The sequence below is a fragment of the Chamaesiphon sp. genome (assembly GCF_041737865.1).
In the GTDB taxonomy this organism is placed as follows: domain Bacteria; phylum Cyanobacteriota; class Cyanobacteriia; order Cyanobacteriales; family Chamaesiphonaceae; genus Chamaesiphon.
Genome location: NZ_JBGSQZ010000001.1, coordinates 1 through 12,504, shown reverse-complemented (window position 1 = coordinate 12,504; position 12,504 = coordinate 1). Strand labels below are relative to the sequence as shown.

Annotated in this window: 11 protein-coding genes and 1 pseudogene; 6 read left to right on the top strand and 6 right to left on the bottom strand. The window is 45.8% G+C overall.

Annotated elements, in window-relative coordinates:
* Positions 1 to 257: pseudogene (locus ACEW9J_RS00060) on the top strand (ISAzo13 family transposase); the annotation flags it as partial.
* Between the two features lie 290 nt (positions 258 to 547).
* The gene (locus tag ACEW9J_RS00055) at positions 548 to 1,408 is read left to right on the top strand and encodes a M48 family metallopeptidase (RefSeq protein ID WP_373543117.1); all 861 of its coding nucleotides are present in this window, start codon (positions 548 to 550) and stop codon (positions 1,406 to 1,408) included.
* A 66-nt stretch (positions 1,409 to 1,474) separates the two neighbouring features.
* Here ACEW9J_RS00055 and menA read toward each other — a convergent pair whose 3' ends face one another.
* The 3 genes from menA to ACEW9J_RS00040 form a co-directional block, all read right to left on the bottom strand.
* Positions 1,475 to 2,374: a 2-carboxy-1,4-naphthoquinone phytyltransferase gene (gene menA, locus ACEW9J_RS00050; protein ID WP_373543116.1), complete on the bottom strand. Its 900-nt coding sequence runs from the start codon at positions 2,372 to 2,374 to the stop codon at positions 1,475 to 1,477.
* Between the two features lie 207 nt (positions 2,375 to 2,581).
* Entirely contained in the window at positions 2,582 to 3,802 is a 1,221-nt protein-coding gene (locus ACEW9J_RS00045; protein WP_373543115.1) for a hypothetical protein, read from the bottom strand.
* Between the two features lie 6 nt (positions 3,803 to 3,808).
* Positions 3,809 to 5,017 (bottom strand): M20 family metallopeptidase, encoded by a 1,209-nt coding sequence (locus ACEW9J_RS00040; protein ID WP_373543114.1) that lies wholly within the window; start codon positions 5,015 to 5,017, stop codon positions 3,809 to 3,811.
* Positions 5,018 to 5,048: 31 nt separating this feature from the next.
* On the opposite strand from ACEW9J_RS00040, the gene ACEW9J_RS00035 reads away from it, so the two are divergent.
* Complete coding sequence (locus tag ACEW9J_RS00035; RefSeq protein WP_373543113.1) at positions 5,049 to 5,471, top strand: pre-16S rRNA-processing nuclease YqgF; 423 nt, start codon at positions 5,049 to 5,051, stop codon at positions 5,469 to 5,471.
* 29 nt (positions 5,472 to 5,500) lie between these two features.
* Here ACEW9J_RS00035 and ACEW9J_RS00030 read toward each other — a convergent pair whose 3' ends face one another.
* Both ACEW9J_RS00030 and raf1 read right to left on the bottom strand, forming a co-directional pair.
* Positions 5,501 to 5,941 (bottom strand): cupin domain-containing protein, encoded by a 441-nt coding sequence (locus tag ACEW9J_RS00030; protein WP_373543112.1) that lies wholly within the window; start codon positions 5,939 to 5,941, stop codon positions 5,501 to 5,503.
* Between the two features lie 325 nt (positions 5,942 to 6,266).
* Positions 6,267 to 7,334 (bottom strand): RuBisCO accumulation factor 1, encoded by a 1,068-nt coding sequence (gene raf1 / locus ACEW9J_RS00025; RefSeq protein ID WP_373543111.1) that lies wholly within the window; start codon positions 7,332 to 7,334, stop codon positions 6,267 to 6,269.
* A gap of 288 nt (positions 7,335 to 7,622) precedes the next feature.
* On the opposite strand from raf1, the gene ACEW9J_RS00020 reads away from it, so the two are divergent.
* From ACEW9J_RS00020 to ACEW9J_RS00010, 3 genes are all read left to right on the top strand, one after another.
* A complete protein-coding gene (locus ACEW9J_RS00020) occupies positions 7,623 to 9,386 on the top strand; it encodes a S8 family peptidase (protein WP_373543110.1) in 1,764 nt (587 codons plus the stop codon).
* Positions 9,383 to 9,622: a hypothetical protein gene (locus ACEW9J_RS00015; RefSeq protein WP_373543109.1), complete on the top strand. Its 240-nt coding sequence runs from the start codon at positions 9,383 to 9,385 to the stop codon at positions 9,620 to 9,622. Before ACEW9J_RS00020 ends, ACEW9J_RS00015 begins: the two co-directional genes overlap by 4 nt.
* A 290-nt stretch (positions 9,623 to 9,912) precedes the next feature.
* Positions 9,913 to 10,293, top strand: coding sequence for a hypothetical protein (locus tag ACEW9J_RS00010; RefSeq protein WP_373543108.1), 381 nt, complete (start codon positions 9,913 to 9,915; stop codon positions 10,291 to 10,293).
* Between the two features lie 114 nt (positions 10,294 to 10,407).
* Here ACEW9J_RS00010 and ACEW9J_RS00005 read toward each other — a convergent pair whose 3' ends face one another.
* Complete coding sequence (locus ACEW9J_RS00005; protein ID WP_373543107.1) at positions 10,408 to 11,856, bottom strand: sorbosone dehydrogenase family protein; 1,449 nt, start codon at positions 11,854 to 11,856, stop codon at positions 10,408 to 10,410.
* Between the last annotated feature and the right edge of the window lie 648 nt (positions 11,857 to 12,504).

Below are 12,504 nucleotides of genomic sequence, written 5' to 3'. Positions count from 1 at the left end.
ATTGGAATGGGAGTATTTTAGATGAGATTGATACGGTATTAAACTTCGCACGAACAATGACATGGAAGGGGGGAAATCCTGTAGTCAAATTTGTTGCCGAAATCTATAAAACTGGGGTCAAACTTACTAAACAAGCAATGGCAGAGGTGGAAAATCAAATTCAACGATTAACTTGTTTAGAAGTACAAGGTGAGCAACTGAATCTTGGTAAATGGTTTGTTGATATTTTCTACATCCCAGAATCAAAGCCGGAATGATTTTTTAATTGTAAGTCCCTAAGTAAGAAATTCAGTCCGCGTAGCGAAAAGTGCTGCTGGTCGGTTGCCCCGCCCAGTGGGAACAGGGGTTTCCCAACTGGGCGGATGACAAAGGCGAGACAAGTGAAGCACCTTTTCAAGACTGCGAATCAAGACACAATCGTTGGCATTCTCTGTAGGTAGCTTGCTGCAACATAAATCACTAAAATACCGTCATTATTACTGCTAGTTGTTAAAATCAATGTAGCGATGATCGCGCTGACTCACATTACTAATTTGGCCAAAGATTTATGTTCGCTAGAGTAGCTTCATTCCGTCAGTGGTTGCAGCGGCGGTGGTTATATTCCAGCATCTCTGTACTCACAATATGTATGGTCACTATCGGGCAACCACAGATCGGTCGAGCGGCTGAATGGTGGCAAATACTGATCAAAGCTGCACCATCAGTGATCGAAATCGTTAAGTTGAACAATATATCTGATGCACAGGAAGCTAGTTTTGGCGCAGAGACTAACCAAGCACTACTTGGTGAGAAGGTTCGACTCTATCGGAATTCAGCCGTCACTAGTTATGTAGATCGAATCGGTCAACGGTTGGCTAGAAACAGTACCAGACCAAATATTAAATACACGTTCCAAGTTGTCGATGATGATGCTATCAATGCTTTTGCGACGATGGGTGGCTATGTCTACGTCAATACTGGCTTGATGAAAGCCGCCGATAATGAAGCGCAGTTGGCTGGTGTAATCGGGCATGAAATCGGACACATCGCCAACCGTCACTCGCTCAAACAGATCAAAAAAGCGGCAATCAATCAAGGCATTGGTGTGGTAAGTGGACTCGATCGCAACCAAATCGTCCAGCTAGGCGTACAATTAGCTTTGACACTGCCCAATAGTCGTAACGATGAGTATGAAGCCGATCGCAGTGGTTTGACAACGATGATTCAAACTGGTTACGCGCCTACCGCGATGCCTGAGTTTATGAAGAAGTTGATTAGCGGTAATTCGGCACCAGAATTTCTGAGTAGTCACCCCGCAGTTGGCGAACGGGTTAGTAACCTCCAACGGATGATTCCCGCCGCCTATAAAAATCGCACTGATGGTTTAAATGCCAACGCTTACAAGCAAAACTTACGCGGCGGCTTCTAGCAATTTCTCATAAAACACCCCCGATTTCTAATAGAAATTGGGGGTATTTTATTTATTAACGATCGACTATAAATAGAAGCCCAAGGCGAGTAACACTCCACTCACAAATTGCAGCCGAACAGCTAGATACTTGCAAGTCCGAACTCGATCGGGCCTGTCGTGATATTCTGAAACAAAATTGGTTAATTTAATCGCCAATGGCAGACTAAAAAATACTAACAACGTCGCCACCGGAAACATGTGAGCGATGACACCGAACGCAGTTAACACATAAATACTTGCAGTACTCCATTGCAACACCTTCGCGCCCATTTTTGTCCCCATTCTAACGATCGGTGACAGCTTACCAGCCGCCAAATCATCTTTGACTTGATGGAAATGGGAGCAGAATAAAATTAGACTAGTAGAAATACCAATAATTAGGGAAGCTGTTAGATTGGCGATCGACCAACTTTGAGTCTGACTATAATAAGCTGCACTCATAGCCAAAGGGCCAAAACAAATCGTACAAATTATTTCACCCAAGCCTTGATATCCCAATCGGAATGGCGGCCCTTGATAAGTGTATCCGAGAAAGCAACTCAACAAAACGATCGCGACTACAGTAATATCCTGTTGCCACCAAGAGATTGTCATAATCCCCAAAATGCCCAGTGATAAAAATCCGTTTCCCAGCCAAAACATCAAATTACGATTACCAGTGAGATTTACTACTGATTCAGCTTTATTAATATCGATACCCGTATCGCTATCGAACACATCGTTACTAATATTCAGCCAAGCAATAATTGCAATAGCTGACAATAAAAAAGTACCTAAAATGTTGAGATCGATCGATCGAGTCTGTGCATAAGCAACGGTAGAACCCACAGTAATCGGGATAATTGCCACCGTATACATTGGTGGTTTAATTGCCGCTAACCATAACTTAGGCTGGGGTTTGGCGATCGACTCAAATGTAGTCATAATTAAATTAACATCTAAAATTAAATAAGATTTACGATCTATTCATCCTCAGATTACCTATTGGTAATTCTGCTGCACACTTCTATTTAAAGCAGATCTCGATCGAAACTGACATCGTGTCAACGGGGATCGAGGGTGAGACAGCAATCTATCTATATCTAGCTATAACACGATCGCCAATTGCTAAATTCTCCATCGCCAAGAAAATTAACACGTCAAGCGTCGATTTAACCCCTGCTCGTACTTCCGCACTAGATCGATCGCCTGATTCAGGTCTGTAGGGCTGGTGTAGAGTACTTCGCGCGCCTGAGCGGTCAAATCTGCCAAAACCGGATCTTCAGCCTGACGCTTCGCCAGAGCCTTGGCTGTGAGTGCATCCAATCTTCCCCGCAACTCCTGTCTGGTGTCCAATGGTAGTCGATTGGCTCTCAGTGCAGATTCTGCCGCCATCGTGTAAGCCCGAACTTTCGCGAGCCAATTTGTCAATCCCACGCGTACGGGGGGAATTATCCCCGACTCAAATTTGGCGACTAGCCGCTCCAACCATCGCTCTAGTTCGGCTATTTCCTCGGCTGGTACTCGCGAGACAATCGGTAAACTATGCCTAATTTTAGACTGACTTTCAGTGTCAGCAGCGATCGAGTCTTGGTTCAATTGTCTCAATTGCTGAAGTAATTGTGGTGCTCTCACTAAATCGGCTTGTAACTGTCGGCGTTGTTGGGCGAGGGTTTCTAGTTCGCGACGAGTACTATTAATTAACGAAGTAATATCTCGCACAAAAGCCAGATTTATCCCCAATGGATCTCGCTCTATCTGAAGCTGAAAATCATTAAAATTAGCCTGTGCTGTAACTAGTGATGCTGGAATAGCCACCTGTAATTTCTGTGCTAATTGTTGCAGCTCGACGATCGAGCCATGAGTGACAATTAACTTTGATTCTAACTCTGTCCAGGCAGTTTCTACCGCAACAAAAGTATCTCTAGCAATGATGAAGGCAACCATCATCCGTTCCAATAACTCTTCGAGCGAAATCGATCGCATCTGCCGATCTGCACCGATTAAATCTCTATGGGCTAAAGGGATCTGAATCTGCGGTAGATCGATCGACATACCTGTCAGTAAATGCTCGATCTCTTGTAACTGAATATTACTAACAAATAAAGACAGTAATTCTCGCCGTAATTTTCGCGCTCGATCGATCTGCTGATTGAATAATTCTAAATACTCAAATAACCGATCGATCGCCGTCAATGCCGTACTCACTTGTTGCTGGGTAGTTCCAGTCACATTACTCGGCGGATTTCCCATCCTACTCAAGCGTTGATATGCAGACAGATCGTACAAATCTAGTAAGTTTTGATTGGCTGCATCGCATTTCTGCTGCCAGTCTACTAATAATCGATCGATTTGCGCCAGAGTTAGACCCATGTTGACTTAGATCTCCTCGGAATTGGTGCGACGATGAGGGACATTTTGCCAATACTGATATGCCGTATATGCCATCGTCACCACCCCAGTAATAATCGCCGACTCATCCACCATAAATTGGGGATGATGGAGCGGGTGATTCTTGGCATCTGGCGTACCGACACCCAGCCGAAACATCGTTCCTGGGGCGTGTTGGAGATACACAGAAAAGTCTTCAGCACCGAGTGAGGGTTCCGGTAAGATCTGGACTCGATCGCTACCCCAGGCGGCTCTAGCCGATGATTCGAGAATTTGAGTCAGGGCGTTATCATTCTGGACTGAGGGCACGCCGCGCCGATAATTCACTTGACATTTCGCCCCATACGTCCGACAAATATCGGTGACGATTTGCTCGATCCAGTTGGGGAGTGTCGCATGAGTCTCAGGATGGAGCGATCGCACGGTACCAGATAGTTCCACGCGATCGGCGATAATGTTTGGGGCGCGTCCGCCGCTAATCGTGCCGATCGTCAGCACGATCGGGCGGAGTGGGTTCTGAGTGCGGCTGATTGCTTGCTGAAGCCCCGTAATTACCTGCGACGCGATCCAGATCGCATCTACCGCTTCATGGGGTCTAGCACCATGCCCAGACTCACCCAGAATCGTAATTTCCAAGTCATCAGCAGCGGCTGTCAAAGCTCCGTATCTAATCCCGATCGATCCCGCTGGAATCGACGGAAACACATGCAGGGAAAAAATACTATCCACCTCCTGCATTGCCCCGTCAGCGACCATCCAGGCGGCACCCTGGGCAATTTCTTCGGCGGGTTGAAAGATAAACCGCATTCTTCCAGGCAATTCCGTGCCTAGTTCCGCGAGGATCATCGCCGTGCCCAATCCTACGGTAGTATGGACATCGTGACCACAGGCGTGCATCACGCCTTGATTTTGGGAGCTAAATGGCAATCCAGTCCGCTCGACGATCGGGAGTGCATCCATATCCGTCCGAATCGCCAACAATCGATCGTCTATACCCGCACCTGCTAATTCGCCGATCACTCCCGTTTTCCCCACCGATTCCTGAGTCTGCAAGCCAGCCGCCGATAGCACCCCCGCAATATATGCCCCAGTTTGGTATTCCTTACCGCTCAATTCTGGGTGTGCATGGAGGTGACGACGAATTTCGATCAGTCTGGGTGCGAGGTTGGTAGCGATGGAGTGGATGCGATCGAGCATAATAGTTGAAATAAGACTGGCTAGTTACCAAATGGCACGAAATGAAACAATTTTAGGCTTCGATCCAGGTAAGGATAAATGTGGAATAGCTGTAATCGATGGCAATCGCGCTATACTTCACCATGAAGTATTACTTACAGCACAGACGATCGCCCAAATTAGGACTTTATGTCCGCAGTATAACGTCAGTCGTATTGTCATGGGCGACCAAACCACATCTAAACAATGGAAACAGCAACTAACTATCGCCTTCCCCGATTTACAAATATCTTTGGTTGACGAACGCTATTCTAGTCTAGAAGCACGCGATCGCTATTGGCAAATGTATCCAGCTAATTTTTTTACCACACTCATTCCCCAAGGAATGCGCCAACCACCTCGCCCGATCGATGACATTGTTGCTATCATTCTGATCGAGCGATACTTGGCTAAATCAGGCAAAGACAATTCATAAATTTTAATTCAGGTAATCACTAACTAAATTCAAGCAGCGATCGAGCAATCTTGACTCGATCGTAATCGAGCTGCTTGCATTAAATCGTAAGGAAAAGGTGCTTTGAGTGGACGATAATCAGATGGGTGAGATTGACCGTGACGAATTAAGGCGTTAATTAACATACACGGCTCATCCCCGATATTAATTGCTGCATGGGGAACTAGCGGGGGAATAGTCACAACCTTGAGTTCAGACTCGCTCAAGGGAATATATTGATATTTGCCATTGTGCAAGATTACCAAGATAAAATTACCCCGCACCACCATCAATCGATCGGTTTGATATTTATGCACAAACAGATCGTCGATCGTGTTGGCGGGGATTTGCACCAACATCGTCTCGTGACTAGCTTGTGGAGTATAAAATTGAATCATCCCAGCTTTAACTGATGTAAGCGGATGGATTTCTACACCTTTAGATAATGACATACTGAATCTCCAAAAAGTTGGGATAGTTAGCCGGAAAGAGGTAGTACACTAATGCGCGATTTTAGTAAGCTCAGTCAATCCACAGCGCACTCAAAATTTAACTGACATATATTCATCTTAACGACTAAAAATCCCTACATTTGTAACTAAACAAACAAATTGTATATTTTTATAAATATTGTGCGCCGATCGGGACTTTGCGTGAAATCGATCGGCTAGCGGAAGAAGGGGGAAAGGGAACGAGAAGGTTAAGCACACTCTAGTCACCATCCACCATCCACCATCCACCATTCACCATTCACCCCTAAAACCTAAAACCTAAAACCTAATCCTCCAGTTCCCAGAGATCCTTAGGATTGTCAGGATCGATCGGGCGTTTGGGATGGATGACGAGGACTAGTTGAGCGAGAATCGGGACACTGGGGGGACTATCGAACCATTCGATCGCCAGTTGTCCATCGCGATCGATCGCAAAGTAGTTGAATTCATTCCATTCCGTCACATTGCGATCGAGGATGACGATCGTTTCTGGTGATTCGTTAGAAATTTTCATCGGTAAATTGCCACGTTCGCCAATCACCGCGATCGGATCTTCGGCTTTACATAATACGCCCCAACCAGGAAAACTCACCCAGCCCCCTTCCCAATTCTGGCGCACGATTTGGAAAGAACCAGTGGCGGCAATTCTTGGCACCGAGGCGAGGATACTACTAGCGATCGGAAATGTCCCAGCCACCGGAATCGTGCGTGGCATTTGCTCATCCGCTTCCAACCGATAAATCGGTAGTGCTGGCGCAGTGCGTTGGGCTGGTGCGGAGAGAGCAAGTAAGAGCTTTTCGATCTGGTTGCGGGCACTTTGACTGTGAGCAAACATCAGCCCGCGTGCGATCAGACGGGTTTTTTCAGTCAAATCCGCTTGCTGCTTGACATATCGCCAATATTGATAAGCCACAGCGTCGCCTGGATGGTGGGTAAAACCCTCCGGCGGCTGGCGCATGTATGAAAATTCTTTAAACGCCTTGGCGACTTCCTTCGAGCCTTCGGAGTCAATATTGCGGTTGAACAGATAGTCAGCCGTAGCCGCCCGATCTTCTTGAGATAGAATGCGGAGTTCGTAGAGACTATCGCTACCCACGCGCTGATAGTGAGTTTGGGTGGCAGGGGCAATTCCGACACTCATCATACTGTCGAATACCTGGGAAGCAACAATGATTTGATTTTGTTGAATCGGTTCAAATCCAGTCGCCTCAAAAATCTCTTGGGGATTGAGTCCGGTTTTTTGCAGCTTTTGGCAAGCTTTGCCCCATTCCACCCAGTTGCTTTCTTTGCGTCGCAACATCAGCAGAAGTGCTTCGGTGTCCATGGGTGTCTGGTTGTCAGTAGATTCAGTCATGGTTGGCGATGAGGATCGATAGATCTCTAGTATCTTACGTTGGTATAGTTGCTGACAATATTAATTAGGTTTTAGGTTTTAGGTTTTAGGCTTTAGGGGTAGGGGTAGGGGTAGGGGTAGGACGCTCTTGCACTCTGTACACATCCAATACCTACTAATATTCACCATTCACTATTCATCATCCATTCCCTAAAGCCTAAAACCTAATTCCCAAAGCCTAATCACGGCGTAAATCAAAATGTTAAGCTATGCTGAGGATATTAATTGAGTAGAGAGCGATCGCTGTATATGCGGAAACTGTTGGTCTTGTGCTTATTTTGCTTAGGCATAGGGTTTGCCATCTTTAACTTCCAAGGATTGGCAACCAAGGGAGAATTTGACTCCCTAGTTATTGACTTCAAAGAGAATATTTCAGCTACTGAAATCGATCGACAATTGCAGATATTAAGTGGGCAATATCACCTAGCACCACACCTCAATAGTCAATTTTCTCAGTCCGAACACCTATACACAGTCACAGGCGATCGCTTATTACTCGACAAACTACGCGCATCGAGCTTGAGCCAGGATACTGAAGCGATCGAACCTAACTATATCTATCATACTTCGGTCGCGCCCAACGACCCGCAATATAGCAAGCAGTGGCACTTGCTCAACATCCATGCCGAACAAGCCTGGGAACAAAATCGCGGCAAAGGAACCACCGTCGCCATTCTCGACACAGGCGTTAGCAAAGTTCCTGACTTAGCGCAGACTGAATTTGTCAAAGGTTATGATTTTGTCAACGATAAGATCGACGCTGACGATGACAACGGACACGGTACGCACGTAGCAGGCACTGTCGCCCAATCCACCAATAATAACTACGGTGTTGCCGGAATTGCTTTTGAAGCCAAAATCATGCCGCTCAAGGTCTTGTCAGGCAGTGGTGGTGGAACGATTAGTGATATTGCCGAAGCGATCAGATTTGCCGCTGACAACAAAGCCGATGTCATTAATATGAGCCTCGGTGGTGGTGGTGAGAGTCAAGTCATGAAAGACGCGATCGAGTATGCTTATCGCAAGGGTGTCGTTATCATTGCCGCCGCCGGAAATGAAAACAATAATTCCGCCTCCTATCCCGCCCGTTATGCTCGCGTCATCGGCGTAGGTGCGACAGACGCTCAAGGCGAACGCGCCGAATTTTCCAACTATGGCGCAGGCGTAGACATCGCTGCTCCAGGTGGCGGACATGGTAGCAAGATCTGGCAAGAAACGATCGATCCTGAGACTAACACACCGATTATTATTGGTTTCCAAGGTACCAGCATGGCAGCTCCCCACGTCGCAGGTGTCGCCGCGCTCATCAAATCTACAGGTGTCACCGAACCATCAGAAGTACTCGCCGTTCTCCAGCAATCAGTCCGTAAAGTCGAACAAGATCCGCAAAACTTCTACGGTGCGGGAAATCTAGATGCGGCTGCTGCTGTCAAACTCGCCCAAACTGGCAAAATCTCCTTCAATGATTTCTTCCGCTGGTTGCGCGATAATGGTTATCTCAATCTCCGGTTCTGGATCGATGGTGGAGCGATCGCTTTATTACCAAAACTAGCGATGGTATTAGGTTCTTATCTATTAGCCTTCTTCATTCGCGCTTATGTCCCCTTTGGTTTACCGCTGATGAGTGGAATGATCGCTGGGAGTAGTGGATTGTTCTTCCTCAAAGGATTCTACATCTTCGATCTACCACAAGCACCATTTCGGCTCTTAGGTAGTTCGATCCCTGAATTGGGAAATGCGATCGTAGGTAACAGTATTCTCAATCCAGTGTTCGCCAGTGTCCTAATTCCGCTAGCATTACTAGTGGTCTGCTGGTCGCTGCCTCAGGCAAAATGGTTTGCCGTGGGGACTAGTCTGGGTGTGGCGGCTTGTCTGCTGGTTAGTGCAGCAGTCTCTCCCAATGTTTGGTTATTGGGTGATGGCGGGATTGCCCGCAGTTTCTTGGTGATAAATGGATTGTTATGTTTCGGTTTGGCAAGGTTCGCAGCGAGAGGAGATTCTCAAACAGTATGATTACAGCGGTTGGTGACATTGAGCACAAAGGGTTTGGTACTGGTGCCTGGGCACTAGTAACTAAGGATGGGACTACTTACGAGTTGTTGGATTGTCCGCGTGATTTACGTCAGGTGGGATTGCACGTCAAAGTTCAGGGTACATTAAATGACGATGTGATGACTCTAGCAATGATTGGGAAGGTATTAAATGTCAATTCTTTTGAGATTTTAGAAGATCGATCTTCAGTCGAATAACAATTTATTTCTGACTTCTATAGATAGGATAGGATTGAGTTTTAATTAACTTCATCCTATTTTTTTATACTTAAAAGTTGCTAGAGTTGCGATCGATAATATCGCAATCTTAAATAAGCAGTTATATTGATGTAGGGTGTGTTAGGCACAAGCCGTAACGCACCAGGATCGATACCCAAGGCTCTGAGTCAGGATTACCATATATCTCAAGCAGATTTGGATAAAGCGATCGATCCTCAACTAAGCTAAAATTAGAACTAGACCAAATACCATCATCTTAGCAGCTAATTATGTCTGAAGAAAAACTAGATCTAATTCAGGAGCAGTTGAATCGACTGCTCCAAGGCATGAGTGTGATCCAACAAGGCATGAATGTGATGCAACAAGATATAGGTGTCTTGAAGCAAGATGTAGGTGCCATCCAGCAAGACATAGTGGCTATGAAGCAGAATGATGATGCCTTGCGGGAAGACATCAACGATCTACGGAACCGCATTAATAGTATTGAAGGTGCCGTCATGCTGATAGTTCGGGATGGATTTACCCCGCTTCGCAACTATGCGGACGATCTCAATTTTGAGCTATCGGAAGTTCAACGTAAAAATAGATTATTAAACCGTCGAGTGAGAAGGTTGGAACGACGGGACTCAAATGACGATTTTGAATATTAATCGATCGATGACTATCTCGATCGCGACAATTATAATATCAGAATAAAGCACCAGATAAGCGATCGAAGTCATTACTGACATCCTCCAACTTTGCTAGTGCTTTAACTAATCAAACTAAGCTTTGCTACCATCTTTGAGCTTCTTTCTCATCCGTAATGCTGCCGTACCACCGATCAGAGTCCCCACGATCGTAAATGGTTCAGGCACTGCCTGAGCTGTCCGAGTCGCCTGAATCTGGTAAACCTTGCCAAGTCCTGAACCTGGAGAAAAGAATAGTAATCCCGATCCCGCACCCATATCTGTTGCAAACAGTGAGTCTTGAGTAGATAGCAAACTACTAAAGTGACCAAAACTTCCGCCTGGTCGATTGGTACTCAGAAAATGAGAGTATGATTTGGTTGCCAAGTCGTAGTAAACCAAAGGATTTTTGAGGTCATCGCCATCTTGATAGGTAAGACGACCAAAGAACCCTAGAAATAAGCCATCATTTAATTCATCAGGGAACGCTGTAGGTGCAAAAGCTAACGTAGCAACTCCTGTACTCTCGGAACCTGGTTTTGGGTTGGAAATAGGCTGAAAAGTTGTGAGTGGATCTGTGAAAATTGAATTGGGGCTGACATCTTCACCCGCTCCATTCACAAAAACACCTGGAGAGCCATACTTCTCCCCATAGGCAGGAAAACCAAAGTTTTTGACTTCTGAATTCGCAAGTTGAGCAGCAGTTAATTTATTCAGCTCGTCAACAGTGAGGGATTGATAAAGTGCTGTATTGGTGATGCTATCAATTCCATTTTCACCAATGTATAGATCGCCTGTTGTCTTGTCAAATCCCAGTGCGGCAGCATTACGCAATCCGGTAGCCACTAAAGTAGGTGTCCCAACAGTCAGATTCGATCCAATCGAGATCGGCAGTTTGTAAATAGAATCTCCAGTGAGAGTTGTGGTGGCTAACGCAATCCCATTTTGACCAGCGATCGAGATCGAACCAGATGGAGTTGCGAGATTATTTACAGTAGCACCCAAATTAAAGAACAGTTCAAATTGCTGCGTTCCAGTTGGACGAACTGCCAGAGCCGAACTAGCTTGGTACCGATTGGCTGGAAAGGAAAAGTCTAGAGATCCCTTGAAAGCCAAGGAATTAGCACTAAAATCGGCTCCTTGCTGGAATACTGAAATCCGATCGAGAGTATTTACAAATAAGTAGTCATCGATCGCGCGAATTCCGCCAATCGATCCTGATAGCTTATTGCCAGCGATCGCACCGTCATAGAGGATCGTTTTTTCAGCAACACCATCACCGTTGGTATCTTGAAGTCGCACGAGTTGACCTGTATTCTGCGGATCGAAGAAGTTGCTACCCTGAGTAGTGCCTACCAACAGCGAACCATCTTTAAGTTGCACCAGACCAGTTGGAAAATCCAAACCTGCGGCAAATTCTGTAATCCTAAACCGATCCTCAAACATGGGATCTATCCCCAAGTTAGCAGCTCTGACTGCTTCACCTGAGCAACTCAAAGCTAGAGAGAAGCCTGTTAGCCCTGCAATTCTAAGAAAGTTTTTCATTTGAGATTTTAGGATTATTTCTAAGGGAAGGGGTTGATAGCTCCGATCGATCGGTGACTGTCTCGATCGCAATTTCCATTACTATCAATTTCGACTGGATGTAACGTACAAACTTCCATGTCTGTATGCCAAGTATACCCAAGTTGTGCCACACGATCGACTCCAGAGAGATGAAAGTCCTCGCCTATGGCTCACATGTCATACACAATAAGGATTTTGGCTTAAAATATGCTACTTCCTCCCCACCGAAGAAATAGGCATTCATGATTCACCATTCACCATCCACCCCTACACTAGATGTCTAATTTGTCACAGGTCAGGGAGTATACCTTTGGGTGAATGAGGGGCAATCGTGCGGGCTACCAAAATTTTGAGCCATCTCCACACTATGGTAGCAGCTTTAAACCAGAATACATACACCTGAAGGGTGATATATGGGTCGATCGTGTGCTATAATACGATGTTTGGACTCTAAATATCAACTCTTCGACGTCGCAACGAGACGATCGAGATATGTAGGTGTAAGCGACACATTATTAACTGATTTACTTTAGTCAACGTGCGCGTACATCGATAGGAGGCGGATTAATACGGAAGAGAACACCACTAGGATAAACTATAATATTGCATGGCCAGTCAGAAAACAGT